Origin of the sequence: Amycolatopsis suaedae (assembly GCF_004214935.1) — a bacterium.
GTDB classification, from domain to species: Bacteria; Actinomycetota; Actinomycetes; order Mycobacteriales; family Pseudonocardiaceae; genus Amycolatopsis; species Amycolatopsis suaedae.
Map to the genome: position 1 here is coordinate 111,213 of NZ_SFCC01000003.1, position 26,429 is coordinate 137,641.

Below are 26,429 nucleotides of genomic sequence, written 5' to 3' on the forward strand. Positions count from 1 at the left end.
CTACCTCCGGTGCTGGTCGACGTCGTGGGCCAGCAGTTCGGCCAGATGGGTGCCTTCGTGGCCGGCGCTGTCGAGTTCGTGGATCTGTGTGCGGCAGCTGAACCCGTCGGCGAGCACGACGGTTCCCGGCTCGGTCCGGCGCAGCCGCGGCAGCAGCACACGTTCGGCGCAGGCCTCGCTGATGTCGCGGTGGCCTTTCTCGAAGCCGAAGTTGCCCGCGAGGCCGCAGCAGCCGGAGTCGAGGCGTTCGGTGTCGACTCCGGCCTGGGAGAGCAGGCGCCGGTCGGCGTCCCAGCCCAGGACCGCGTGCTGGTGGCAGTGCACCTGCGCGACGGCCGTCCGGTCGATTCGGGGTGGACGGTAGCCGGGCGAGTGCGTGGTGAGCAGCTCGGCGAGGGTCACCGTCTGGGCACGCAACCGCAGGACGTCGTGGTCGTCGGGGAACAGCTCGGCGGCGTCGGCCCGGAACATGGCTGTACAGCTGGGTTCCAGGCCCAGTACGAGGCCGCCGTCGCGCAGATGCGGAGCCAGGGCGCGGACCGTGCGGGTGAGCATGCGCTTGGCGGTGCCGAGCTGGCCGGTGGACACCCAGGTGAGGCCACAGCACAGGGCTTGGGTGGGCATGGTGACTCGCCATCCGGCGTCCTCCAGTACCTCGATCGCGGCCCTGCCGATCCGCGGGTGGAAATGGTTGGTGAAGGTGTCCGGCCACAGCAGGACGGTGCCACGGGCACCTTCGCCGCGGGAGCCCTGGCGGGCGAACCAGTGCTGGAGTGTTTCGCTGGCGAACGATGGAATGTCCCGGTCGGCGACACCCGCCGTGCGGGTGGCGAGCTTTCGTAGTACGGGCAGGTGGGTCAGGGCGTTGACCAGGCGGCCGGCGCGTGTGCGGCCGACGGCGTGGGCGAGCAGGGGGAGCCAGCCCATCGTGTAGTGGGAGCGGGGCCGGCGCCAGGGCCGGTTCTTGTAATGATGGGCGAGGAACTCCGCCTTGTAGGTGGCCATGTCGACGTTGACCGGGCAGTCGGTCTTGCAGCCCTTGCAGGCCAGGCAGAGGTTGAGGGCGTCGCGGACGGCGGTGGAGCGCCAGCCTTCGGTGATGGGTCCGTCACCGTGCCCGTCGAGCATTTCGAACAGCAGCCGCGCGCGGCCGCGGGTGGAGTGCTCCTCTTCGCCGGTGACCTGGTAGGACGGACACATCACCTGTCCGGATTCGGTGGTGTGCTGGCGGCAGCGGCCCACCCCGACGCAGCGGTTGGCCGCTTGCGCGAACGAGCCGTTGTCGTGGGGGAATCGGAAGTGCAGGTCCTGCGGGGCGGCCGGGGCCCAGTGCCCGCCCAGCCGCAGCTTGTCGTCCAGCGGGTATGGTGCGACGACCTTGCCCGGGTTCATCCGGTTGAGCGGGTCGAAGATCGTCTTCAGTGTGCCGAACGCGCGGACGAGTTCGGGGCCGAACATGACGGGAAGCAACTCGCCCCGGGTCTGGCCGTCGCCGTGCTCGCCGGACAGCGACCCGCCGAACTCGACGACGAGGTCGGCGGCGCGGCGCAGGAAACGGCGGTACGCGGTGACGCCGTCGGCGGTGTAGAGGTCGAACGGGATGCGGGTGTGCACGCAGCCGTGTCCGAAGTGGCCGTACAGGCTGGGGCCGGTGTCGCTGGAGTAGCCGAACTCGTCGTAGAGCGCGTTGAGGCGGCGCAGGTAGTCACCGAGCCGTTCGGGTGGGACCGCGGAGTCCTCCCAGCCCTCGAAGGTGTCTGGCTGTCCCGGTACGTGAGCGGTGGCGCCGAGCCCGGCTTCACGGACGGCCCACAGCTCGGCTTGCCTGACCGGGTCGTAGAACAGCTCACCGTCGCCGCCGGTGGAGTCGAGCAGCCCGCGGGCCTTGCCGGTGACCTCGCCGGGGTCGTTGCCGCCGAACTGCACCATGAGAAACGCGTTGCCCTCGGGCAATTGGGCGAGAGCTCTCGGGTTGAGGTGTTTGAGCTGCTGGTCGTGAACGAGTTTGGAGTCCACGCCTTCCAGGGCGATCGGGTCGTGGTCCAGCACGCCGGGCACGGCATCGGCGGCTTGAGGGATGTCGGGGTAGCCGAGCACCACCACGCTGCGTTCGGGGAGCATCGGAACCAGCTTTAGCTCGGCACGCAGCACTGTGACCAAAGTGGACTCGCTGCCGACGAGCGTGCCCGCGACATCGAAGTCGTGCTCCGGCAGTAGTGAGTCGAGGTTGTAGCCGGACACCCGGCGGGGGATGCCGGGAAACCGGGCGCGGATCTCGCCGGCGTAGGCGTCGCGCAGGCGACGCAGCTGGCGGTAGACCGCGGCACGCCGGTCACCGCGCCGTTCGATGCGGGCGTATTCGGCATCCGTGGTCGGGCCGCACCAGAACCGGGTGCCGTCGTAGAGCAGCACTTCCAGGGCGGCGACGTTGTCGACGACCTTGCCGGTGCGCTGAGCGGTGGCGCCGCAGGAGTTGTTGCCGATCATTCCGCCGATCGTGCAGTTCATGTGGGTAGCCGGTTCGGGGCCGAACCGCAGCCCGGTTCCGGCGAGTTCCCGGTTGAGCTCGTCGAGCACGATGCCCGGTTGCACCACGCACCGGCGGGCTTCGGTGTCGACGGATTCGACGGTGGTGCAGTACTTCGACCAGTCGATCACCACGGCGGTGTTGGTGCACTGACCGGCCAGGCTGGTTCCGCCGCCGCGGGAGAGCACGGGGACGCCGAACTCGCGTGCCACGGCGACCGTCTCGGCGGCCGCGTCAGGATGCGTGGGCACGACGACGCCGATGGGTACCTGGCGGAAGTTCGACGCGTCGGTGGAGTACGCGGCCCGGCTGCCTGCGTCGAAGCGGACCTCGCCGTCCACGCGGTCGCGGAGGGCGGCGGCAAGCCTGTCCAGGTCCACGTCGGGCTCGCCGGGAGTGCGGATGACGGGTGGTGGCAGGTCGGCAGTGGCCATGGCTTCCTCAGAGTTCGTAGTCGGCCGCGACCCGCGGGCGCAGGCTCAGGCCGTGTCCTGGTGCGGTCATCGACGGCGCCACGGTGCCGCCGGCGGGGTCGAGGCAGCCCTCGAACAGCAGTGACTCGATCCGGTCGTGGTCGGCGAACCACTCGACGTGACGGAAGTTGGCCGTGGCCGCCCCCGCGTGTGCGGACAGGTTTGGTGCGCAGTGCGCGGAGACGTCCCGATTGGCTGCCGCGGCGACGGCGGCCACGCGGGCCCACTCGGTGAACCCGCCGCAGCGGGTGATGTCGATCTGCAGGCAGTCGACGTAGGGCACCATGCGGGCGAAGTAGGCCAGGTCGTAGCCGTACTCGCCCGCCGCGACGTCCGGACCGTGGCCGCGCACCTGCCCGAGGCCGGCGAGGTCGTCGCTGGACACCGGTTCCTCGAACCAGGTGACGTCCCAGGCCGCCAGTGCGGAAGCCATCCGCCGGGCTTGCCCGACCGGGTAGCCGCCGTTGGCGTCGACGTAGAGTTCGACGCCGTCGCCCACGCTCTGGCGGGCCAGCCGCACCCGGTCGAGGTCGCGCTCCACCATGCTTCCCCACGACTCACCGATCTTGATCTTGACTCGGGGAATCGACCGCTGTCGCGTCCAGGCGTGCAGCTGGGCCGCCAGTTCCTCGCTGCTCTGGGTGGTGAAGCCGCCGCTGGCGTAGACGTCGACGTGCTCGCGTACCCGTCCCCACAGCCGGGCCAGCGGCAGATCGAGCGCGCGGGCGGCTGCGTCCCACAGCGCCAGGTCCACGGCGGCCAGGGCACAGGAGACCAGACCGGGGCGGCCGAGGTTGCGTACCCGGCCGCGCATGGCCTCCCAGCTCTGCGGGACGTCGGTGACCGGCGCTCCGAGCACCTGCGGTGCCAGTACGTCGCGGATGAGCGGGACGCAGGTCGCGTCGGCGTAGGTCCATCCCAGCCCGTCGACCGGGCCCGCTCGCACGGTCACCACCACGATCGTCGTGGAGTCCCAGGTCAGCGTCGCGTCCGCCTCGGGGCCGGGGGTGGGGATCCGGTAGGCGCGGGCATCGATCGAGCCGACGGCCGGAACGTCGCAGGTCATCAGCGCCGCTTGCCGGGGACGAACTCCTGCAACTTGGTCTTGGCGCCCTGCGCGACCAGGTGGAACGCTTCGGGGTCGCCCTTGAGCACCGCTTCGGTCACCGACTTCACCTGGTCGAACGTGGCGTGCGGTGGGATAGGCGGGACCTCGGGATCGCACCGGATGTCCAGCACGGCGGGATTGGTGGCGTTCAGGGCGGTGTCCCAGGCCTGGCCCAGCTGTGCCGGGTCGTCGACGGTGACGGCGTCCAGGCCGAGCGAGCGGGCGAACCCGGCGTAGTCCACGTCGGGCAGGCTCTGGGACTCCTCGAACTTCGGTGCCCCGCCCATGGCACGCAGTTCCCAGGTGACCTGGTTGAGGTCGTTGTTGTGGAACACACAGATCACGCATCGCGGGTCCGTCCACAGTGTCCGGTAGCGGGCGATGGTGATCAGCTCGGCCAGGCCGTTCATCTGCATCGCGCCGTCACCGACCAGCGCGATCACCGGCCGGTCGGGGTGGGCGAACTTGGCGCCGACGGCGTAGGGGACGGCCGGTCCCATCGTGGCCAGCGTCCCGGACAACGACGCCCGCATGCCGTCGCGGATCTTCAGGTTCCGGGCGTACCAGTTGGTCGACGAGCCCGAGTCCGCAGTGATGATCGCGTTGTCCGGGATCCGTTTCGACAGCTCGGACACCACGGTCATCGGGTTGACCGGATCGGCTCCCAGCGCCGCCTGCCGTTCCATGGTCTCCCACCAGCGGGCCACGTTCTTCTCCACGGTGATCCGCCAGGACAGGTCCTTCTTCAGTCGCAGCAGTGGCAGCAGCGCCGACAGCGTCGCGCGGCTGTCCCCGACCAGGTTGACCTCGGTGGGGTAGCGCATCCCGATGAAGCGGGGATCGATGTCGATCTCGACGGCGCGAGCTTGGTCGAACTCCGGCATGAACTGGGTGTAGGGAAAGCTGGAGCCGACGATCAGCAGGGTGTCGCAGTCGCGCATGAGCTCGTAACTGGGCCGCGTGCCCAGCAGCCCGATGGCGCCGGTGACGAACGGCAGGTCGTCGGGCAGCACGTCCTTGCCCAGCAGGGCCTTGGCCACCCCCGCACCGGTGACCTCGGCGACCTGCCTGACCTCGTCCGCAGCAGTGCGGGCGCCCTGACCGACGAGGATGGCGACCTTCCGGCCCGCGTTCAGGATCTCAGCCGCGGCGGCGAGATCGGCCTCGGGCGGAACCGGCGCCGGCAGCGAGGTGCCGGGCGGGCTGGACGGCACCTGTTTGAAGGCGTGCCGCGGCGGGCTGTACTCGGCCTCCTGCAGGTCTGCCGGGATGATCAGCGCGGTGGGGGAGCGGGTGGCGGCCGCGGTCCGGAACGCGCGGTCCAGCGCGTTGGGTAACTGTTCGGGGACGTTGACCTCGACCAGATACTCACTGGCCACGTCCTTGAACAGCGACTGCAGGTCCACCTCCTGCTGGTAGCTGCCTCCCATGGCGGTGCGGTCGGTCTGACCGACGATGGCCACGACCGGCACGTGGTCGAGCTTGGCGTCGTAGAGGCCGTTGAGCAGGTGGATCGCGCCCGGGCCCGACGTGGCCAGGCAGACACCCACCCTGCCGCTGAACTTGGCGTAGCCGACCGCGGCGAACGCGGCCATCTCCTCGTGCCGGGCCTGGACGAACCGCGGCTGGTTGTCCGCCCTGGCCAGTGCGGTGACGATGCCGTTGATCCCGTCGCCGGGATAGGAGAACACCTCGCGGACGTCCCACTCCCGCAGTCGCTGGATCAGGTAGTCGCCGACGGTCTGTGCCATGAGCATTCCTTTCTGTCAGAGCGTGGTGTCGTCGCGGTCGGTCAGGTCTTGTTCGTCGGTGTCCGCGGAGGTCCGGGTGTGGGAGCCGGCGAGTTCGCGGGCGGTGTTGATGAGGCCGACCATGCTGAAGGCCTGCGGGGTGTTGCCGACGTGCCGCCGGTTGACGGTGTCGTACTCCTCGCTGAGCAGACCGACGTCGTTGCGCAGATCGAGCAGACGCTGGAACAACGCGCGTGCCTGCTCGGTCCGGCCGGTGGCGTGCAGTGCGTCGGCCAGCCAGAAGCTGCACGCGAGGAAGGCACCCTCGGTGCCGGGCAGCCCGTCGACACCGCCGTCGGCATCCGGCTGATAACGCAGGACCAGCCCGTCCCGGCAGAGGTGGTGGCGCACCGCGTCGACGGTTCCCCTCACCCGCGGGTCGTCCCAGGGCAGAAAGCCCACCCGGGGCAGCAGCAGGAGCGCGGCGTCGACCCCCTGAGAGCCGTAGAACTGGGTGAACGTGCCGCGGCGCGCGTCGAACCCGTGCTCGCACACCTCGGCGTGGATGCGGTCGCGCAGCCTCCGCCACCGGTCGACGGGACCGTCGAGGCCGTGGTGTTCCACGGTGTGCAGAGCACGATCCACGCCCGCCCAGGCCAGGACCTTTGAGTGCACGAAATGGCGGCGGGGTCCGCGGACCTCCCACAGGCTGTTGTCCGGCTCGTCCCAGTGGCCCTCCAGGTGATCGAGCAGGGCGCGTTGCAGATCCCAGGCGACGTCGTGGGTCGGCAGGCCGGCTTCCCTGGCCAGGTGCAGGCAGTCCAGCACCTCACCCCACACGTCCAGCTGCAGCTGGTCGGCGGCGGCGTTGCCGACCCGGACCGGAGCCGAACCCTCGTAACCGGACAGCCAGTCCACTGTGTATTCGGGAAGCCGCCGCCTGCCGTCGGTGCCGTACATGATCTGCAGCTTCGCCGGATCCCCGGCCACCGCCCGGACCAGCCATTCCCGCCAGGCCCGTGCCTCGTCGACGAACCCGGTGCCCAGCAGCGCCTGCAGGGTGAACGTGGCGTCACGCAGCCAGCAGTAGCGGTAGTCCCAGTTGCGGGGTCCGCCGAGTTGTTCGGGTAGTGAGGTGGTCGCCGCCGCGACGATGCCGCCGGTGGGGGCGTAGGTCAGTGCCTTCAGGGTGACCAGGGCCCGCCGCACCGCGGCGTCCCAGGGGCCGCGGTAGCGGCACCGCGAGATCCAGTTTTCCCAGAAGCCGACCGTGTCCGCGACGGCCCGGAACGGGTCGACAGGTGTTGGTTGCGGGAGGTGGGACGGCGTGTGGGTGAGCACGAACGGCACACGGTCGCCCGCGGACACGGCGAACTCGGCGCACACCGCCCCGGCGATCTCGGACAACGCGACCGTGGTGTTCAGCCAGACCGCGTCCGGGCCGGCGATCGCGGACAGGCCGTGACCGCCGTAACGAGTCCACGGCGCGACCGAGCCGTAGTCGAACCGCAGCCGCAGCCACATCCGCATCCGAACTCGCCCGGACACGCCTTCCACGACCCGGACCACGTCGGCTGCCTCGCCGCGGGGAGGCATGCAGTCCACCAGGCGGACCGTGCCCTCCGCGGTGTCCCATTCGGATTCCACGACCAGGGAGTGGCCGCGGTAACGGCGGCGGGTGGCGTGCCCGTGGCCGGCCGGGGCGATGCGCCACCGGCCGGCTCGCTCGTCGTCCAGCAGCGCCGCGAAGCAGGCCGGTGAGTCGAAGGCAGGCAGGCACAACCAGTCGATACCGCCGTCGAGTCCGACCAGCGCCGCGGTCTGCAGGTCACCGAGGAGTGCGTAGTCCTCGATGGCGCCGGGCATCCTGTCCTCCTGGTCAGTCGTGGTCGAGCGTGATGACGGTCTTGATGTCGTCGGAGCCGCGGGTGAAGGCCTCGGCGACCCGGTCCAGCGGTACCCGCCGGGTGATCAGGCGGTCCAGCCAGCCGAGGTTCGCCTCGCGCAACGCGTCGGCCGCCTGCCGGTAGTGCCGGAGGTTGGCGTTGACCGAGCCGACGACGACGTCGTTCTCCAGCACCAGTTCCCGGTTGAGACCGCCGGCGTCGACGCGCAGGCGTCTGCCGGCGGGGGAGACGCCGGTGAGGCATACGATGCCGTAGGCGGCGGTGTGGGCGATCGCGTCGAACACGACGGCACCGGCGCCGGTGGCCTCGACAACCACGTCCGGTTCGAGCCGCGCGGCGACCTCGCCGGCGGAATCGTGATGGTAGGTCGCGCCCAGGGCACGGACCGCGTCGGGTTTCGGCCCAGCGGTCACCTGGTCGAGCACGTGGATGTCCAGTCCCCGCTGGGTACCGAGCAGGGCGGCCAGCAGGCCGATGGGCCCGGCCCCGGTCACCAGGACCCGGCTGGGGTCGAACCAGCTGCGCCGGCCGATCCGCTCGATCTGCTCCCACGCCTTGGCGACCACCGTGGTCGGCTCCAGCAACACGCCCACGTCACGCAGCCGCGGATCGAGCGTGACGGCGTAGCCGGGGTCGACGCACCACAGGCGGCTGCCGTAGCCGTGTGCCTGCTTGATGCCGCGCTCGGTGTAGCGGCCGTTACGGCACATGTCGAACTCGCCCTCGGCACACGCCCCGCACGGCACCGGATCCGGGCGGCGCACGACACCGGCCACCAGATCCCCGGCCGCGAAGCCACTGCCCTCCGGTGCCCGCCGGACCCGGCCCAGCGACTCGTGCCCGAGTACCAGCCGATCGGTTTCCGGCGGCGCCGACCCGTAGCCGCCCTCGACGATCTCGTGGTCGGTGCCGCACACCCCGACCGCCAGGGCGTCGACCAGCAACTCGCCGGGTCCGGGAACGGGCTCGGGGACGTCGGCCAACGCCAGACTGTCCGCCTGCCCCGGGCATACCGTCAACGCGTCCATGACACCCGGCTACCCGGTCAGTCCGGCTTACACCTTGCGATGACCTTACGAACCGGCCGGTGGCAGGTCAGGAGGTCATCCGGCGGGGTGCGCCTTGGTTATGCTGCCCGCAGCGGCCTCGCGTTTTCCTCCCCCCTCGAAACGCGGGGCCGCGTTAGCGTCGGCTGGTAACGAACTGGTTCCCACTTTCGTGGAAGGGTTGCGGACCACTGTCCGGATTGTGTCGGATTGCGCACCATGTTCGGGACACAGTGGACACCGCACCTCGCGGAGCCTCCGGTAGGGCACGTTCTGGCCGCGGAGGGAGGTGTGCTGTCGGGGATCGAGAACGCGATCAACACCGTGTTCGATCCGGTGTCGAAAGCGTTGTCGGGTTTCGTGTTCGCCGAGATCTCGGTGTTCGGCGTGTCGTTCCCGTGGATCGTGGCGTGGCTGGTGATCGCCGCGACCGTGTTCACCGTCTACTTCGGTTTCGTCCAGTTCCGTTCGTTTCGGCTTGCCGTGCGCGTGGCCCGCGGCCAGTACACGCGGCGGGACGAGCCGGGGGAGATCAGCCACTTCCAGGCGCTGAGCTCGGCGTTGTCCGGCACCGTCGGGTTGGGCAACATCGCCGGTGTCGGGGTCGCGGTCACCATCGGCGGTGCCGGTGCCACGTTCTGGATGATCCTGTGCGGTCTGCTGGGCATGTGCACCAAATTCGTGGAGTGCACGCTGGGCGTGAAGTACCGCGAGGTGCACGCCGACGGCTCGGTGTCCGGTGGGCCGATGCACTACCTGCGCAAGGGCATCGCCGAGCGCTTTCCGAACGCTGCGGGGCAGCGGATCGGCAAGGTGCTGGCCGGGGGTGCCGCGGTGATGATCCTGTTCTTCGGGATCGCGGGCGGCAACATGTTCCAGGCCAACCAGAGCTTCGCGCAGGTTCGCGATGTCACCGGTGGCGAGGACGGGCTGCTCGGCGGCGACGGCGCCGCCCTGATCTTCGGGCTGCTGCTGGCGTTGTTCGTCGGCGCGGTCGTGATCGGCGGGATCAAGTCCATCGGCGCGGTCACCGCCCGGCTCGTGCCGACGATGGGCGTGGTCTACGTGGCGGCCTGTGTCATCGTCATCGGGGTCAACCTCGGCGAGGTACCCGCCGCCTTCGGCGAGATCATCTCGGGAGCGTTCGCGCCTGAGGGCGTGGCCGGTGGTGCGATCGGTGCGCTGATCGTCGGATTCCAGCGTGCCGCGTTCTCCAACGAGGCCGGTCTGGGCTCCGCGCCGATCGCGCACTCCGCCGTCCGGACGAAGCACCCGGTCACCGAGGGATATGTCGCCCTGCTGGAACCGTTCGTCGACACGGTGGTGATCTGCACGATGACCGCGCTGACCGTGGTGATCGCCAAGACGACGTTCTGGACCGACGCCAAGGCCGCCGTGGCCGCGGGCGGTGAGCCGCCCGACGGCGTGACCGTGACCTCGGAGTCCTTCGCCACCGTCCTGCCGTGGTTCCCCTATGTCCTCACCGTCGCCGTCGTGCTGTTCGCCGTGTCCACGATCATCACATGGGGTTACTACGGCCAGAAGGCGTGGACCTACCTGTTCGGCAAGTCACCGCTGAGTGAACGGGTTTACCACGTGGTGTTCTGCCTGTTCGTCGTCGCCGGCTCGGTGCTCACTCTCGGCAGCGTCCTCGACTTCGCCGACGCGGTGCTGTTCCTGCTTGCGTTGTTCAACATCGCCGGCCTCTACCTGCTGGCTCCGGTGGTCAAGCGGGAGATGGCCGACTACCGGCAGCGCCGCCGCAGCGGCGAGGTCGAGCGGGTCGTGGCCTCGAGGCGAACCTGACGATCTCCTTGCGGTACAACCCGTGGCGGCTCGGGCGGGCGGTGGCGGGTTGTACCGTGGGCGCGGAGGTGAGTCATGACAGGCCAGCACGCCGCGGCCGACTCGCCGACGGCCGTCCTGCTGATCGAGGACGACGAGCTGATCCGTGAAGTGCTCGCGCTGGCGTTGCGGGACGAGGGGTTCGTCGTGCACGAGGCGGTCAGCGGGGAGCAGGCCCTGGCGATGGTCGACTCGACCGCTGTCGACGTGGTTCTGCTCGACCTGATGCTGCCGGGCATGGACGGTATGGCCGTGTGCCGGGCGTTGCGGTTCCGCGGTGACCTGCCGATCATCATGGTCACCGCGCGCACCGACACCGCCGACGTCATCGACGGGCTGGAGGCCGGTGCCGACGACTACGTCACCAAACCGCTGGTCGCCGGTGAGCTCGCGGCCCGGGTCCGGGCGCTGCTGCGCCGCCGGGCCCCGGCGCGGCGTACCGAGTGGCTGATCGGGGACCTGCGGATCCACCCGGAGTCCGGGACCGTCGCCCGCGCGGGCACGCCGGTCCACCTCACCCGTACCGAGTTCCGGCTCCTCGTCGAACTCGCTACGGCGGAGGGCGACATCGTGAGCAGGGAGCAGTTGCTGCACCGGGTCTGGGGCTACGACTACTTCGGCGACACCCGGCTGCTGGACGTCCACATCCGCAGACTGCGGCGCAAGGTCGAGCACGACCCCGACGATCCCGAGGTCGTGCTGACCGTCCGCGGTGCAGGCTACCGGGTCGGGCCGCCCCTGACCCCCGCCCCGGAGGATCGTCAGACAGTCGTCAGGTGAGTTCACGTCCGCGCGGGCGAGGATGGTGGCCGATCCACGCTTCCGGAGGAACCACCATGTCCGCAACCGACCCCGTCGTGACCAAGGTCGCCGGCGAACTGACCGAGGCCTTCGCCGACACCGTGCCGGCCGCCGGCGTCGCCGACGTCGTCCGCGCAGCCCGCGGCGATCTGGACGGCCAGGTCGTGCCCGAGGCCATGGAGGAGATGCTGCACCGGCTGGCCCGCTCCCGGCTTCAGCGCTGGGCAGTGGCGGGCAAGCCGGGGATCGGCCGGTGATCCGCCGCCACCCCCACCATCCCGCGGCACGGGCGGCCGACCTTCTGGGCGAGCCATGGACGCCACTGCTGGTCGGCAGCCTCGCCGCCGGCGAACTGACCCTGGGACAGCTGGCGCTGCGGGTGCCCGGTCTGTCCCGGCCCAGCCTCGGGCACCGGCTGCGCCGGCTCACCACCGCCGGAATCATCTCCCAGGCTGCCACGGTGGCCGGTTCCCGTCCGCCCGCGGACCTTCGCTCCTACCGGCTCACCCCCGCCGGGCGGGAATTTCTCCTGCTGCTCGACCAGGCCGGCGCCTGGAGCAGGCGGTGGCTTCCGCCCCCGTCCGCGCGGGAGGTGTGCCCGGAGCATCTGCTGGCCTCCCTGTGTCACGGGCTCGACCCGGCCACCGCCGGGCCCGCCGCGCTGCCCGCCCGCTTCACCGTGATCGACACGCCCGTGCGCAGCACCTGGTGGCTGGTCGCCGACGGCGGCGCGGTCACCCCGCGCCGCACCGCACCGGACAACCCCGTCGCGGTCTCGGTTGAGGCCACCGCCACCGCGCTGATCGACATCTGGCTCGGCAGGTCCCGGTGCCTGGACGAACTACGCAGGCACACCATCCGGTTCACCGGCCCACGAGCCGCGGTGCGAACCGTGGCCGCCTGGCTCACCGCCGGTCGCTACCACGCCGCACGCCCCGCACCGGCCCGGTGACCTTTACCTCCGCACCGCCGCGTTTCAAGGTGCCTACACATGTGTGTAGTATGTTGCCCACACGTGTAGCAACCAAGGATGACGCACATGACGATCACGACACCGGAGCCGGACGACCTCACTGCCCGTGCCCGTATCCGGGACGCCGCACTGCGGCATTTCGGTGAGCACGGCTTCGAGCGGACGACGATCCGTGGCATCGCGGAGACCGCGGGGGTGTCCTCCGGGCTCGTGCGCCATCACTTCGGCGCCAAGGAGGACCTCCGGGACGCCTGTGACGAGCATCTGGCCGCGAGCCTGCAGCGGCTGAACGATCAGGTCAGGGAGGGAACAGGTGCCGGTCCGGAGGGCGGTGGCCATATCGGCGCCGCGATGGCGGCGTTCGGTCCCTATCGCCGGTATGTCGCTCGCGCGTTGAGCGAGGGGCGGGCCACGGCCCTGTTCGACAAGCTGGTCGAGCTGAGCGAGCAGTGGCTTGCCGAGCTGGACTCGAAACGCCCGGATCCGCCGGAGGTGTCCCGCCGGGACCGCGCCATCGTGGCTGCCGCGATGGCGCTGTCGATCTCGGTGCTGCACCAGCATGTGTCCCGCGGTCTGGGCGTCGACGTGCTGACCCAGGACGGTGCCGAGGTGCTGGGCCCGATCCTGCTCGATCTCTACTCCCACCCGTATCTCAGCCCGGACGAGGCGATCGCCTACCGGGAACAGCTCGAGAAAGGCCGATGATGACTGAACCGATTTCGGTGCGCGGGCTGGTCAAGCGGTTTGGTGCGACCACGGCGCTGGACGGTCTCGACCTGACCGTGCGGTCCGGCGAGGTGCACGGTTTCCTCGGCCCGAACGGCGCGGGTAAGAGCACCACGATCCGGATCCTGCTCGGGCTGCTCCGCGCGGACGCGGGCCGCGCCCGGTTGCTCGGCGGCGACCCGTGGCAGGACGCGACCGCGTTGCACCGCCGGCTCGCGTACGTGCCAGGCGATGTCACGCTGTGGCCGGGGCTGTCCGGCGGCGAGATCATCGACCTGCTGCTCCAGGCGCGGGGACACGCCGGTCGCGCCCGGCGCGACCAGCTGATCGAGCGTTTCGACCTCAATCCGAGAACCAAGGCACGTGCCTATTCGAAGGGGAACCGGCAGAAGGTCGCGTTGATCGCCGCGCTGGCCGGGGACGCCGAGCTGCTCATTCTCGACGAGCCGACCTCCGGGCTCGACCCGTTGGTGGACGAGGTGTTCCGCGAGGTCATCCGCGAACAGCAACGTGACGGCCGGACCGTGTTGCTGTCCAGCCACATTCTCGCCGAGGTGGAGCGACTGTGTGATCGCGTCACCATCATCCGCGACGGCCGCACGGTCGACGGCGGGAGCCTCGCGGAGCTACGGCACCTGACCCGGACCTCGGTCCGGGCCGAGATCACCGGTCCGGCCGCGGGGCTCGCCGAGCTGCCTGGCGTGCATGGCTTGCGCCAGCAGGACGGCGTCGTGCACTTCGACGTCGAGGCCGACGCGCTCGGTCCGGCGCTGCGTCAGCTCGATCTGCTCGGGGTGCGCAGCATCGTCAGCCGGCCGCCGACGCTCGAGGAGCTGTTCCTGCGGCACTACGACCGGACCGGCGCGGCCTACGCGGCGGCCGGGCGATGAGCGCGCTGACGGGGACCCGGCGGCTGGGGCGGCTCGCGGTACGCCGGGAACGGTTCATCGCGCCGTGCTGGATTCTGCTGCTCGGCGCGATGACGGTCATCATGGCGAGCTATGTCGAACGGTGGATGAGCACGCCGGAACTGCTGGCCCGCTACACCACGATGATCAACGAGAACAGTTTCTTCCGCGCCGTCGGTGGCGATGCCGTCATCGCCGACCTCGGGTACATGGCCGCCTGGCGAAGCGGTGGGGCGCTCTACGTCTTCTGCGCGCTCGCCGCGCTGACCGCGGTCATTCGCTACACCAGGGCCGACGAGGACACCGGCCGCACCGAGCTGCTGCGCGCCGGTGTCGTCAGCCGCTATGCCGCGTTGACGACCGGCCTGCTGGTGGCAGGGTGCGTCAGTCTCGCCTGCGGCGTACTGCCGGCGGGGCTGATGATCGCCATGGGTTTCGACCCGACCGGATCGCTCACCTACGGTGCCGGTGTCACCGTGTCCGGTCTGGTGTTCGGCGCGATCGCGGCGCTGGCCGCCCAAGTCGCCCAAAATGCCCGCACGGCACGGATGATCAGCTTTTCCGCGCTCGGCATCTCCTACCTTCTGCGGTTCGCCGGTGACGCGTCCGGCCAGTACTGGCTGAAATACGCCTCGCCACTCGGCTGGACGCATCTCGTCGCGCCCTACCGGGACAATCGCTTGTGGATCCTGCTGATCTCGCTCGCCGTCGCCGCGGTGCTGACCGCCGTCGCCTACCGCGTGGCGGGCGTGCGTGATCTGGGTGCCGGCCTCGTGCCCGAACGAGCCGGCCGCGCCACCGCACCGGAGTTGCGCGGCCCGATCCGGCTGTCCTGGCGGCTCAACCGTGGCCTTTTCCTGAAGTGGGCGGCCGGAACCGGGGTCTTCGCCGTCGGTGCAGGCGGCGTGACGACGATGGCCGACCAACTCGAGAACACACCGGACTCGTTCGCCACGAAACTGGTGGAGGGTTTCGGCGGCAGCCCGACGGCCACTTACTTCGACAACGGTCTGTGGGCCATCACGCTGATCGTCGCGTACGTCGTGACGCTCTATCCGGTGCTCATGGTCCAGCGGCTACGCGCGGAGGAAACCAGCGGCAGAACCGAGGCGCTCCAGGCAACGCCCATCAGCCGGCTCCGCTGGGCAGGCGGGCACCTGGTGGTCACCGGCCTCGGCACCGCGGCCCTGCTCGCGTTGTTCGGCGTTCTGTTCGGCGCGACGTTCGCACTGATCCACGGTGCACCGTCGAACATCCTCCGGACCACGGCCGGTGCAGTCGGCACCGTTCCCGCCGCGCTGCTCGTCGGCGCGGTGTGCATGCTTGCCTACGGCCTGCTCCCGCGCGCGGCCGTCGCGCTCAGCTGGCTCGCCTGGATCGCGACGATCGTGCTCGGCAGAATCGCCGGACCGCTGTACGACCTGTGGGGCGGCACCCCGGTCGAGCCGTTTCACTACATCCCCAACACCGTGGCAGGCGATGAGTTCACGCCGCTGCCCGCCCTGGTCATGGTCGTGGCGACCGCCGCACTCGCCGGTGCCGGGCTGCTCGCGCTACGCCGCCGCGACTTCGCCTGACCGGGCGGGCTATGCGGTCAGGTCGCGGCGGGCGTAGCCGACGAGGCCGGCCGCGGTGAGCAGGGCGGCGATGACGGCGAGGGCGGTGGTGGCCGGCCAGTCGGGCGGGGTGTCGGGCACGGCGGCGAGGTGCGCGAAGGGGGACAGGGCGCTGAGCCAGCCGGACGCGTCCATGCTCTGGACGGTGACGTGGAGGAGGAATCCGCCAGCTACGGGGAGAGCTCCGATCGCCGCTGCCGCGCGGGGCGCCCAGCCGAGCGCCAGGGTGGCGGCACCGAAGGACAGCAGTGCGACCGGGGCGACGTTCCACGCGCCACCGAGCGAGGACAGGATGTCCAGCGGTGCGGCGTTGATCCGGGCACCCGCCCACAGTGCGAGCCCCGCCGTGGTGAGCAGCGTGAACAACGCGGCGGCGGTGACCGCGAGTTCGGAGGCGGCGAGCCTGTGGCGGGAGACGGGCAGCACGGTCAGCCAGGTCGACCGGCCGCTGGTCTCGTCGGCGACCATGGCCGCGATCCGGGTGACGGCGTAGAGACCGGTGGGAATGGCGAGCAGGCTGAACATCGCCGCGGCGAAGCCGTCGGCGGTGCCGAGCCGGGTGAATCCGGCACCGGCGGCCAGGTCGGTGAAGCGGGAGTTCTCGTCGAGGAAGGCGAGAATCGAGGTGATGAGCGTGCCGACGAGCAGGAAGTACGCGGCGAGGCCGGCGGCCCAGCCTGCCGTGGGGCGCAAGGCTTTGCGTACGGCGAATGCGGTCAGCGATCCGAGGAGCCGGGTCCGTGGCCGGCGGCTTGCCGCCGTGGCCAGCAATGCGCCTCCGGTGTCGCGGTGGCGGGCCGCGACCATGGTGGCGGCGGTCAGCACCGCGGGGAACGCCGCGAGGACGAGCAGCGGACCCACCCGGTCGTCGGCGTAGGGCGCGGCCCTGGCGACGAGCCCGAACGGGGTGAGCCAGCCGAGCCAGGCGAGCTGACCGACGCCGTCGGCGAGCATGCGGGCCAGGGCGGTCGCGCCGAGGACGGCCACGGTCAGCCCGGTCGCGGCGGCACGGCTGGGAACGACCTGCGCGGCGAGCGCGCCGCCGCAGGCGAAGGTGAGCGTGATGCCGAGAATCCCGCCGGCGTGGATGAGGGCTCCGGCGGTGGCGGTTCCGGTGACGATGAGCGCGCCAGCGACGGCCGCCGCGATGACGACCGCGGCGGCGGTCACCGCCAGCAGGCCGCGGATGGTCAGGTCAGCCCGGTGCAGCCGGCCGGCGAGCAGGAGGTCGGCGCGGCCGGTCTCCTCCTCTCCCCGGGTCAGGCGGGTGGCGGCGAGCAGTGCCCACACCGCGCACAGGACCTGGACCGGGATCGCGGTGCGCCACACGGTGAATCCGCCGGGATCGTCGAGGGCGACCGGTGGCCCGAACAGGATCCGGATGGCCGGGTTCTCGGCGAGCGCCCGCAGCGCCGACCCGTCGAGCGCACCGGCGAAGGTGCTCTGGTACTGGCCGGCGACCACCGCCGACATGCCCGCGGCGGCGAGCGCGACGATCACGCCGCCGCGCCGGACCTGGCGGACAGCGTGGCCGGTGACGGCACGGCCGGGGTGGCTCGAGATGCTGATCATCGGCTGGTTTCCCCGTAGTAGTCGAGGAAGATCTCCTCCAGCGTCGGCTCCCGCATCGCCACCGCGGTGACCCCGGCGTCGGCGAGCACCTGCAACGCCGGGCCCGGAGGCCCGGTCAGGGTGAACCGCAGCCGGTTCCCGTCCAGCCGGTGTACTCCGGCCACCCCGGCTACGTCCACAAGGGACGGCTGGGTTCCGTCGAAACTCACCTCGACCCAGCTGCGCCGCAACCGCCGTAGCCCGGCGATGCTGTCGATCTCGACCAGGCGGCCGGCCCGCAGGATGGCGACCCGGTCACAGACCGCCTCCACCTCGGTGAGCTGGTGCGAGCTGAGGAACACCGTCTGACCACGCTGCCGGGCCTCGGTCACGCAGCGGCGGAAAACCTGCTCCATCAACGGATCCAGACCGCTGGTCGGCTCGTCCAGCACGAGCAGTGGCGCGCGGGTGGCGAACGCCGCGACCAGCGCGACCTTCTGCCGGTTGCCGGTCGAGTAGGCCTTTCCCGGCTTGTCGAGGTCCAGCGCGAACCGGTCGACGAGCTCGGCCCGGTAGTCCAGGTCGACGCCGGGACCGACGCGGGCGAGCAGCTCCAGGATCTCCGCACCGGTCAGCGACGGCCACAACGCCACGTCACCCGGAACGTAGGCCAGGTGCCGGTGTGCGCGCCGCACATCCGCCGCCGGTGTCCCGAACACCTCGGCGTGGCCGGCCGTGGGACGCAGCAGTCCGAGCAGCAGCCGGATGGTCGTCGACTTGCCGGCGCCGTTGGGACCGAGGAAGCCGAACACCTCACCGGGCGCGACGGACAGCGTGACGCTGTCGACGGCCAGCATGCGGCCGAACCGTTTGGTCAGGCCGTCGAAGCGGACAGCGGCCATGGGCACGGGAGCCTCCCGGGGTCGGCGGGTCACCAGCCGACCAGACTTCCCGGCACACCGGTCAGAACTCTACCCGGATCGGCGTCACCAGCCGACCGGGAGCTCGTGCACGCCGTGGATGAGCACGTTGTGCTTGACCGGAACCTCCTCGGGGTCGATCGCCAGGTGCAGGGCGGGGAACCGGCGTGCCAGCGCGGGGTAGGCGACCTGCATCTCGATGCGGGCCAGCTGCTGGCCAAGGCACTGGTGGATCCCGTGGCCGAAGGCGACGTGCCCGGCGGCGGACCGGCGCAAGTCGAGGGTGCCGGGGTCGGCGAACCGTTCCTCGTCGCGGTTGGCCGCCGCGAGCGAGATGGTGACCGACTCGCCGGCCCGCACGAGCTGACCGTCCAGTTCGACGTCCTCGGTCGCGGTCCGGACCGTGGCCATGACGATGCTCAGGTAGCGCAGCAGCTCTTCCACCGCCCGTTCGGTGACGGCGGGGTCGTCGCTCTCGCGCAGGACGGCCAGCTGACCGGGGTGGGACAGCAGGGCGAAGGTGCCCAGGGCGAGCATGTGCGTGGTGGTGTCCAGGCCAGCTCCCAGAAGCAGGAAGGCGATGTTGGTCAGTTCCTCGTCGGTCAGCTCACCGCCACCGGCCAGGCCGCTGAGCAGGTCGTCGGTCGGTGCGGCGTGCTTGGCCGCCACCAGCTCGGCCAGGTAGGCGCCGATGTCGGTGATGGCCGCCATGGCCTGCTCCACGGTCGACCAGGTGTCCATCAGCGTGGTGACGTCGCGCTGGAACCGCTGCCGGTCCGCGTACGGCACACCGAGCAGCTCGCAGATCACCATCGCCGGGATCGGCCGCGCGAACGCGTCCACCAGGTCCACGGGCGGGCCGTGCTGTTCCATCGCGTCCAGGTGCCCGGTGGTGACCTGCTCGATGCGCGCGGTGAGTTGCCGCATGCGGCGGACGGTGAACTGCCCGGTGAGCAGGCGACGGTAACGGGTGTGGTCCGGCGGATCCATCGTGAGGAACATGCCCGGTGGCGCCGGCTCCGGTGCCCGCGCCTGGAGTTCGTTCTCGAACAAGGGCCGGTGGGTCAGCTCCGACCGGGCACTGAAGCGGGGATCGGCCAGGACGGCGCGGGCCAGCGCGTGGGTGGTGACCAGCCAGCCGGTGTGCCCGTCAGGGTAGGCCATTCGGCTGATCGGCTGAGAGCGGCGCAACCGCGTCAGTTCCGCCGGCGGATCGAACGGGTTGGGCCGGGTCATCGGCAGCGACGCGACGACGGGTGGGCGTGTGGTCATGTCGGTTCCTAGGTCGGTGGACCGTGGCGAACTTCCCAGTCTGACCGTCGGTCAGTCAGTTCACGTTATCACCTTCCCGCCGGTCAGCAAGTACCTAAACTGCGGGCATGGACGGACAGGCGGCATCCGACACGCGGTCGCGCATCCTCGCCACGGCTGGGCGGCTCTTCGCCGAGCAGGGCTACGATCAGACGTCCCTGCGCCAGATCGCGGTACGGCTGGACGTGAGCAAAGCGGCGGTGCTGTACCACTTCTCCAGCAAGGCGCAGATCCTCGCCACGCTGGTCACGCCGATGCTGGACCAGGCCAAAGCCGTCCTGGACGCCGCCGAGGAGATGGATCCCGAACAGGCGCGCTGGACGGTCGTCACGGGCTTGCTGGACGGCATCCTGGACAACCTGCCGCTGCTGCGCGTCCTCGACGGCTGGTGGGCGATGCGCGAGCCCCTGCTGCATCGCGTGATGGAGCAGAACGCCCGCACGATCGACATCATCGCCGGGCCGCAGGCCGGCCTGCGGGAGCGCATCCGGGCCACCGCGGTGGTGTCCCTGCTCGCCCGCCCGGCCATGCATCACCGGGACGCGCCCGTCGCCGACGTGCGCCGGGAGGTACTCGCCGCGGCCCGGCAACTCTTCGACGGAACCGGCCAGGCCGAGGTCTCCTCGCCGGCACCGAGGGCTGGTGGCCGCCGCGGGCGGCGCACGGTGATGACGCGGGAACGACTCGCCAAGGCCAGGCGGATGCAGGCGGCGGGCACCTACACGGTCGAGGAGATCGCCCAGGCGACAGGCGTGTCCCGGGCCACCGTGTACCGCCACCTCGGCAAGGAACCTGACTCGCCGGCGCCGCATTCCGACACTTTGTGAGACATTCTGAGACCAATAGTGAGACGGCCGCCTATCGCGCCGCGGGCAGCCGGATGTAGGTGATCCAGGTTTCGTTGGTGCGGGGGTTGTTGAGCCAGCCGTGGCGTGAGGTGGTGTAGGTGTAGCCGAGTTCGGAGGCGATATCGGTGATCACCGTGGGGTCGAGCAGGTACTGGTGGGCCAGGACGGTGCGTCGCGGGCGGCCGTCGAACTCGCGGATCGCCAGCGCGATGCGGGTGTCGAGGTCGCGGACGGCAGGCAGGAACGGGACGACCGCGGCGACGGTCAGGATGAGCAGTCCGAGTCCGGCGGCGACGAGATAGGACCACCTCGGCAGGCCGAACGTGGTGACGGCGCCCATGCCGAGGATGAAGACGAACAGGCCGCCGGCGAGCAGGACCCTGCTGAGGATGTGCCGTGCCATCGAGGTGAGCCCGTGCCGCCCGGCCCGGTCGGCGGCATGGTCGACCCTGGGCACGGGCTCACGGCTGAACAGCAGCACGGGATCACGACGGTCGCCGAACACCCGCGCCAGGTGAAAGCCGTGGGAGCGGGCCAGCGCCTGGACGTCGGCAACGGCCGCGCGCAGGTCGGCGGGCCGGACCCAGACGGCACGGCCTGCGGCCAGCCGGGACTCGAAGGTGCGTCGGCGTCGCTGGTGCGCCCGGCCCGGCGGCCGGAGCGGGGGCTGCGGGCCGGGCTGCGAGCCGTGGCGGGCGTAGTGGGCCAGCTGCTGTTGCCGGGTGCGGTGCTGGCGTACCGACCACACCACGAACACCGTGAGCCCGGCGAATGCTACGGCGACGCCGGCCACGGTGAGCAGTGCGACGAGTTCGGGTCGCATCAGCCGGGCTTGTCGTGGTCGGCGTGCCGTCCGATGGGGAGGTTGTCGGGTGGTTCGACCCGCAGGGCCTTGGCGACGGGGACGTCGGTGGAGGAGTGCAGGATGATCGAGATGGCGATGGTGACCGCGACGAGGTCGAACACCAGCTCGTTGTCGGGGATGCCCGATTGCAGGGCGAGCAGGCCGTAGACGACCGAGGCGAAGCCTTTGGGGCCAAACCACGCGGCGGTGGCGCGTTCCCGTCCGGACAGCTGGGTGCGGACCAGCGACAGCATCATGGCGGCCGGGCGAACCAGCACGATGGCCAGCACGGCGAAGACCCAGCCGCCGACGGTGAGGTGGGACAGGCGGTCGGGGGTGATCAGTGCGCCGAAGACGAGCAGGGCGGCGAATTTGGTGATCTCGGAGAGCAGGTCGCCCAGGGGCTCGAAGTGTTCGGCGGCCACCCGGTCGAGGGTGGCCAGGGTGGCGCCGGCGGCGAACGCGGCGAGATAGGGATTGGCGTGGGTGAGGTGGCAGGCGCCGTAGAGCGCCACGCCGACCGCGAGCGGGCCAAGTGCCTGCAGCCGGGGTTCGCTGGTCAGGATCCGCAGCCGCCAGGCCAGCGCGACCAGGGCGGGCAGGGCGATGCCGAGGACGAGGCCGAGCAGCAGTTCCCAGCCGATGGTGCCCAGGTCGGCGGTGGTGTGCGACGCGGTGGCGAGGAAGATCAGTACGAACGGCAGCGCGAGTCCGTCGTTGAGGCCGGATTCGACGTTGAGCAGGCGCCGCAGCCGCAGTGGGATGTCGCTGCGGCCGACGATGGCGGCGGCGAAGACCGGGTCGGTTGGGGACAGGATCGCGCCGAGCAGCAGTGCGGTGGGCCAGTCCAGGCCGACCAGGAAGTAGGCGGGTACGGCGATGCCGATCATGGTCAGCGGCATGGCCAGCCCGAGCGCGCGGCCGGACAGCCGCCAGCCTTCCCGCAGCGCGCGCAGGTTGGCCCGCTGGCCGTCGGTGAACAGGACGGTGAACAGGGCGACATCGGCCAGCACGGTCACCAGCGGGTCCTGGGGTCCGATGTGGACCAGTCCGAACCCGCCCTGGCCGATCAGCGCGCCGGCGACCAGAAACAACAGCGCCGTCGACAGTACGGTGCGGGCGGCCACACCCGACAGTGACACGCTGATCAACAGGACCAAGCCGAACGCCAGTACCAGTGCCACGGAAGCCCCCTACGCCGCCACTGCCCGTTGACGGTTGACAACGAGTTCGCCGTCAGTTGCCGATCGACGCCGTGGGAGCCTCTCATGACCGGATCGTCCGACGCCAGCCTGGTCGCACGCGTGCGACGTGCCGGGTTCGCCCGCCATGCCAACCCGTGGAGTGCCTGGACTCGCTGGGCCAGCGCCCCGCTGGTCCTGCTGCCGGTGTGGACCCGGAAGTGGAGTCACGCCGCTGCGGTCGCGGCGTGGTTCGCCGTCAATCCGGTGATCTTCGGAAAACCGGCGCACTACCGGGCCTGGTCCAGCCGGGCCATGCTCGGCGAGGAACAGTGGCTCATCGACCGCCCCCGCGACGCGGCCCTCGCCGTGAACGTCGCCGCGAGCGTCGCCGGTGCGGCGGCGGTCGCGGCCGCGTGGCGGCGCCGGCCGGTCGCGGCAGCGGCGGCGACCACGGCGCAGATGGCGCTGCTGCTGGTGTACTGGGAGCAGATGGTCCGTTACCTCGACAGGCAGGACCGGCACGACCTGGACGACTGATCCGGTGTCGATCTATCGGACGGCCGTCGGCCGCTGCGCTGTCCAGCGGTGGTGTTTCGATCAACTTGACGCGTGGCCGGTGCCGCACGAGAACGTCCTGACCAGCGTGCACGACGTCGACACCCACCTGGTGATCGCTGGTGACGGTGACCAGACCGTCGTGGTGGTGCCGGGTACCAACTTTCCCGCTGCCGCGTGCCTGCCGCTGCTGACCGCGATGGCGGGCCGTTGCCGCGTCGTGGCCGCCGACGTTCCCGGGCAGCCCGGGTTGAGCAGCGTCGAACGAGTCGCGGCCGCCGGGCGTCTGGAGTGGTACAGCCAGTGGCTGACGTCGCTGATCGAGCACACCACCACCCATGGCCCGGTGACCGTGCTGGGTCACTCACTCGGAGCGGCGATCGCGCTCGCCTGCGACTCACCCCTGGTCGACCACCAGGTGCTGGTATCACCGGGCGGACTGACCCGGCTGCGTATCACGCCACGGCTCCTGGGCACGTCGGCCGCCTGGTTGCTGCGACGCAGCTTCCGGGCCAGCGCACGCCTGCTGCACACGATGCACGCCCCTGGCCATGCTGCCCGAGCCGAACTGGTGGAGTGGATGGCATTGGTGGCCCGTCACGTGCGGACCAGCGCCGACCCCGGCGGCGTCACCATCGCCGCCACCGGCCAGCGGTCGTGAGCCGGTTCAGTCGTCGTTGGCGTGCCGGCCGCGGCGCCGGCGCAGCGCGCGGCGTTCCAGGAGGTAGTCGTAGGCGCCCACCGGCAACAACACGGCGACCGCCACGGCGGCCAACCAGGCCGAGCCGGTCACCCCGGCGGCGATAGTGACCACGGCGGCGGACACGCAACCGAGCGTGAACCAGTGCCGCTGTCGCTTCCGGAACCACACCGCCGCCAGCAGCAGGAGTGCGCCGGTGACGATCGCCTCGGCGGCCCAGCTCGATTCCATCACCCCACGACACCGCCTTCGCCGCCCCGGCCGCTCGCTCCGGATGAGGGTCTGGTCAGCCACCGGATCACCAGGATCAGACTGGTGAGGACGACCCCGGCGCCGAGGTAGTCCAGCCAGTGGTGTTGCCAGCCGCCGTCCCACCACACCAGGCACCACCCCAGGACGGCGGCCAGCCGCAGGAACCGCATTGAGGCTGGGACGGCCAGGAACGCGACGGTCGCCAGGGCCGCGAGAACCGCGATCGTGTCGGCGGTCATGACGACGGTGTGCCGATGTGTCGGCGGGGCTGGTGCATCGGGGTGCTCCGCGGGGTCGGGCAGCGCTACGGATCGCCGACCAGACTTCCCGGCACACCGGTTTCCGAGCATAGGTGAAGGCAGGGACGCGACGGTGGGTGGGCCGGTATTCCGGTACCGGTTGGTGACCAGCCGATTTGCCTTTCACCGTGCGGGTGGGGCATCTTTACGCACGGTGTGCCGGGAAGTCTGGTCGGCAGCTCGCCCCGTCGCGGGTGGGTTCAGGTGATGACGGCGAGACCCGGTGACGACGAACGTGGTGTGTGACTCCAGCGAACTGCCTCGGCGGCAGGACCCTCGAACTCGGAAGTACCGGCCCGAACTGCAGGGCCTGCGGGCCGTCGCCGTGGTGCTGGTGGTGGTCTACCACGTGTGGCTGGACCGGGTGTCCGGCGGCGTGGACGTGTTCTTCGTGGTCACCGGGTTCCTGATCACCGGGCAACTGGTGCGTGCCCACAGCCGGGGCGGTATCGAGTTCGGCCCGATGTGGGGCCGGATGATCAAACGGTTGTTCCCGGCGGCGTTGACGGTGCTGGCGGTGACGATCGTCGTCGCGGTGTTCGTGCTGCCGGAGAACCGGTGGTTCCAGACGATCAAGGAGATCGCCGCGTCGGCGCTGTATGTGCAGAACTGGCGGCTGGCGGCCGACTCGGCCGACTACTTCGCCCAGCACGACAGCGCCAGCGTGGTGCAGCACTTCTGGTCGCTGTCGATCCAGGGTCAGTTCTACGTGGTGTGGCCGCTGCTGATCGCACTCGTCCTGGCGGTCGCCGCCGGGGCAGGGCAGAGCGCCCGCCGGTGCCTGGTCCTCGCGCTGACCACGGTGGGCGGAGCGTCGCTGGCCTACTCGGTCGTGCTGACCGCGGCCGACCAGCCGCTGGCCTACTTCCACTCACTGACCAGAGTGTGGGAGTTCGCGCTGGGCGGCCTGCTCGCCGTCGCCGTCGAGGTGGTGGTGCTGCCGCGGTGGTCGCGGCTGCTGCTGGGGTGGGCCGGGCTGGCGGGTCTGGTGTCGTGTGGCCTGGTGCTGCGGGTGGGCAGCGTGTTCCCGGGCTACGCCGCGCTCTGGCCGACGCTGTCGGCCGCGGCGGTCATCCTCGCCGGAGCCGCCGGCAGCCGGCTTGGCGCGGACCGCCTGCTGAGCAGCGCGCCGCTGACCTACGTCGGCAACCTCAGCTACAGCCTGTACCTGTGGCACTGGCCGATCCTGGTGTTCTACCTGGTGGGCCGCGAGCAGGAGACGGTCGGCCTGGCCGGCGGCGCGGTCGTCGTCGGCGTGTCCCTGCTGCTGGCTGTTGCCACCCATCATCTCGTGGAGAAGCCGATGCGCGACTCCCGGATCGGTACCGCGAACCGGTGGGGCGCTTACCGGTTCGCGGCCCTGACACTGGTGCCGGTGCTGGCTGCCACGGCGACCTGGCAGGTGGTGGCCACCCGCAAGGCCGACGCCTACGCGGTCACCGTGGGCGATCCCGACCACCCCGGTGCGCTGGCCCGCGTGCCCGGCTTCGAGTACTGGGGCAAGCCCGACCCCGAGCTCGCGCCGTCCTTCCTCGCGGTCGGCCAGGACTACGCCAGAGTGGACGAGGCGGCCTGTGTGCTGTCCCCGCGGCACCCGGAACTGACCGTCTGCCCCACCGCGTCCGCCGATCCGCCCGCCCGGCGCATCGTGGTGGCCGGCGACTCGCATTCCCAGCAGTTCCTCGCCGCGCTGCGCCCGGTGGCCGAGCAGAAGAACTGGCAGATCCTGTCCATGCTCCGCGGCGGCTGCCCGTTCTCCACCGACTCCGACACCGTGCCCGGTGACCAGCCCTGCATGGACTGGAACGCCGCTGTCGCCGACGAGATCGCCGAGATCCGTCCCGACGCGGTCTTCACCATCGGCACCCGTGACGTCCGCGTCGGCGCCACCGAACACACCCCGCCCGGGTACGTCGCCCAGTGGCGCAAGGTCGACGCCGCCGGTATTCCCGTGCTCGCCGTGCGGGACAACCCGCGCTACGACTTCGCCCCGTCGGCCTGTGTGGAGACCCACGGACCGACCGCACCCGAGTGCGCCACGCCCCGATCCGAACTGCTGGCGCCCCGCCCTCCGTACGCCGACCTGCCGGACCTCCCGGCCAATGTGTCCTTTCTGGACTTCAGCGACTACTACTGTGACACCGACCGTTGCCCGCCGGTGATCGGCAACGTCCTGCTCTACATTGACGACAACCACATCACCGCCACCTACATGGCCACCATGTCCAGCATCGTCGAAGAAGCCGTGGAAACCACCCTCGGCTGGCGTCAGCCACCCCCGTCAGCCGGAACCGACTCGTAAAGG

23 protein-coding genes are annotated in these 26,429 nt (G+C 70.7%); 11 read left to right on the plus strand and 12 right to left on the minus strand.

Translation table 11 applies throughout. From position 1 onward, the window contains the following. Genes EWH70_RS06580 through EWH70_RS06600 form a run of 5 tightly spaced genes read right to left on the minus strand, consistent with a single transcriptional unit; the run spans position 1 to position 8,773 of the window. Positions 1–2,961, minus strand: a complete 2,961-nt coding sequence (locus EWH70_RS06580) for an FAD-binding and (Fe-S)-binding domain-containing protein (protein ID WP_130474369.1) — start codon at positions 2,959–2,961, stop codon at positions 1–3. Positions 2,962–2,968: 7 nt separating this feature from the next. Further along, the gene (locus EWH70_RS06585) at positions 2,969–4,066 is read right to left on the minus strand and encodes an enolase C-terminal domain-like protein (protein ID WP_130474370.1); all 1,098 of its coding nucleotides are present in this window, start codon (positions 4,064–4,066) and stop codon (positions 2,969–2,971) included. Then, positions 4,066–5,859 (minus strand): thiamine pyrophosphate-requiring protein, encoded by a 1,794-nt coding sequence (locus EWH70_RS06590; protein ID WP_130474371.1) that lies wholly within the window; start codon positions 5,857–5,859, stop codon positions 4,066–4,068. The genes EWH70_RS06585 and EWH70_RS06590 overlap by 1 nt, the downstream gene beginning before the upstream one ends. Before the next feature lie 15 nt (positions 5,860–5,874). Continuing rightward, positions 5,875–7,704, minus strand: a complete 1,830-nt coding sequence (locus EWH70_RS06595; RefSeq protein WP_130474372.1) for a glycoside hydrolase family 15 protein — start codon at positions 7,702–7,704, stop codon at positions 5,875–5,877. A gap of 13 nt (positions 7,705–7,717) precedes the next feature. Continuing rightward, positions 7,718–8,773 carry a glucose 1-dehydrogenase gene (locus tag EWH70_RS06600; RefSeq protein WP_130474373.1) on the minus strand — a complete coding sequence of 352 codons (1,056 nt, stop codon included), beginning with the start codon at positions 8,771–8,773 and terminating at the stop codon, positions 7,718–7,720. 237 nt (positions 8,774–9,010) lie between these two features. On the opposite strand from EWH70_RS06600, the gene EWH70_RS06605 reads away from it, so the two are divergent. From EWH70_RS06605 to EWH70_RS06635, 7 genes are all read left to right on the plus strand, one after another. Further along, positions 9,011–10,597, plus strand: a complete 1,587-nt coding sequence (locus EWH70_RS06605; RefSeq protein WP_130474374.1) for an alanine/glycine:cation symporter family protein — start codon at positions 9,011–9,013, stop codon at positions 10,595–10,597. A 75-nt stretch (positions 10,598–10,672) separates the two neighbouring features. Beyond that, the gene (locus tag EWH70_RS06610; protein ID WP_130474375.1) at positions 10,673–11,416 is read left to right on the plus strand and encodes a response regulator transcription factor; all 744 of its coding nucleotides are present in this window, start codon (positions 10,673–10,675) and stop codon (positions 11,414–11,416) included. Between the two features lie 56 nt (positions 11,417–11,472). Further along, the gene (locus EWH70_RS06615) at positions 11,473–11,694 is read left to right on the plus strand and encodes a hypothetical protein (RefSeq protein ID WP_130474376.1); all 222 of its coding nucleotides are present in this window, start codon (positions 11,473–11,475) and stop codon (positions 11,692–11,694) included. Beyond that, entirely contained in the window at positions 11,691–12,389 is a 699-nt protein-coding gene (locus EWH70_RS06620; protein ID WP_165436180.1) for a winged helix-turn-helix transcriptional regulator, read from the plus strand. The genes EWH70_RS06615 and EWH70_RS06620 overlap by 4 nt, the downstream gene beginning before the upstream one ends. A gap of 87 nt (positions 12,390–12,476) precedes the next feature. Beyond that, positions 12,477–13,115, plus strand: coding sequence for a TetR/AcrR family transcriptional regulator (locus EWH70_RS06625; RefSeq protein WP_130474377.1), 639 nt, complete (start codon positions 12,477–12,479; stop codon positions 13,113–13,115). After that, the gene (locus EWH70_RS06630) at positions 13,115–14,026 is read left to right on the plus strand and encodes an ABC transporter ATP-binding protein (protein WP_130474378.1); all 912 of its coding nucleotides are present in this window, start codon (positions 13,115–13,117) and stop codon (positions 14,024–14,026) included. The genes EWH70_RS06625 and EWH70_RS06630 overlap by 1 nt, the downstream gene beginning before the upstream one ends. After that, on the plus strand, positions 14,023–15,621 hold the full coding sequence (locus EWH70_RS06635) for an ABC transporter permease (RefSeq protein WP_130474379.1): 1,599 nt from the start codon (positions 14,023–14,025) through the stop codon (positions 15,619–15,621). Before EWH70_RS06630 ends, EWH70_RS06635 begins: the two co-directional genes overlap by 4 nt. A gap of 9 nt (positions 15,622–15,630) precedes the next feature. On the opposite strand, the gene EWH70_RS06640 is transcribed toward EWH70_RS06635, so the two are convergent. The 3 genes from EWH70_RS06640 to EWH70_RS06650 form a co-directional block, all read right to left on the minus strand. Beyond that, positions 15,631–17,232, minus strand: coding sequence for a polyketide antibiotic transporter (locus EWH70_RS06640; protein WP_130474380.1), 1,602 nt, complete (start codon positions 17,230–17,232; stop codon positions 15,631–15,633). Continuing rightward, positions 17,229–18,113, minus strand: coding sequence for an ABC transporter ATP-binding protein (locus tag EWH70_RS06645; protein ID WP_205669063.1), 885 nt, complete (start codon positions 18,111–18,113; stop codon positions 17,229–17,231). Before EWH70_RS06645 ends, EWH70_RS06640 begins: the two co-directional genes overlap by 4 nt. Positions 18,114–18,197: 84 nt before the next feature. Next, positions 18,198–19,403, minus strand: coding sequence for a cytochrome P450 (locus tag EWH70_RS06650; protein WP_130474381.1), 1,206 nt, complete (start codon positions 19,401–19,403; stop codon positions 18,198–18,200). Positions 19,404–19,510: 107 nt separating this feature from the next. Here EWH70_RS06650 and EWH70_RS06655 point away from each other — a divergent pair, with 107 nt between their 5' ends. Next, entirely contained in the window at positions 19,511–20,269 is a 759-nt protein-coding gene (locus EWH70_RS06655) for a TetR family transcriptional regulator (protein ID WP_130474382.1), read from the plus strand. Positions 20,270–20,300: 31 nt separating this feature from the next. On the opposite strand, the gene EWH70_RS06660 is transcribed toward EWH70_RS06655, so the two are convergent. Continuing rightward, a complete protein-coding gene (locus EWH70_RS06660; protein WP_130474383.1) occupies positions 20,301–21,113 on the minus strand; it encodes a hypothetical protein in 813 nt (270 codons plus the stop codon). Further along, positions 21,113–22,318 (minus strand): cation:proton antiporter, encoded by a 1,206-nt coding sequence (locus tag EWH70_RS06665; RefSeq protein WP_130474384.1) that lies wholly within the window; start codon positions 22,316–22,318, stop codon positions 21,113–21,115. The genes EWH70_RS06660 and EWH70_RS06665 overlap by 1 nt, the downstream gene beginning before the upstream one ends. Before the next feature lie 84 nt (positions 22,319–22,402). Between EWH70_RS06665 and EWH70_RS06670 the strand changes: the two genes are divergently transcribed. Together EWH70_RS06670 and EWH70_RS06675 are read left to right on the plus strand one after the other, a co-directional pair. Continuing rightward, positions 22,403–22,855, plus strand: a complete 453-nt coding sequence (locus EWH70_RS06670) for a DUF6653 family protein (protein ID WP_240686838.1) — start codon at positions 22,403–22,405, stop codon at positions 22,853–22,855. A 4-nt stretch (positions 22,856–22,859) separates the two neighbouring features. Beyond that, entirely contained in the window at positions 22,860–23,534 is a 675-nt protein-coding gene (locus EWH70_RS06675; RefSeq protein WP_240686839.1) for an alpha/beta fold hydrolase, read from the plus strand. Between the two features lie 6 nt (positions 23,535–23,540). Here the strand turns inward: EWH70_RS06675 and EWH70_RS06680 are convergent, their stop codons facing one another. Further along, entirely contained in the window at positions 23,541–23,804 is a 264-nt protein-coding gene (locus EWH70_RS06680) for a hypothetical protein (RefSeq protein WP_130474385.1), read from the minus strand. After that, on the minus strand, positions 23,804–24,064 hold the full coding sequence (locus EWH70_RS06685) for a hypothetical protein (RefSeq protein WP_130474386.1): 261 nt from the start codon (positions 24,062–24,064) through the stop codon (positions 23,804–23,806). Before EWH70_RS06685 ends, EWH70_RS06680 begins: the two co-directional genes overlap by 1 nt. Before the next feature lie 283 nt (positions 24,065–24,347). Between EWH70_RS06685 and EWH70_RS06690 the strand changes: the two genes are divergently transcribed. Further along, entirely contained in the window at positions 24,348–26,426 is a 2,079-nt protein-coding gene (locus tag EWH70_RS06690) for an acyltransferase family protein (RefSeq protein ID WP_240686840.1), read from the plus strand. The last annotated feature ends 3 nt before the right edge of the window (positions 26,427–26,429 follow it).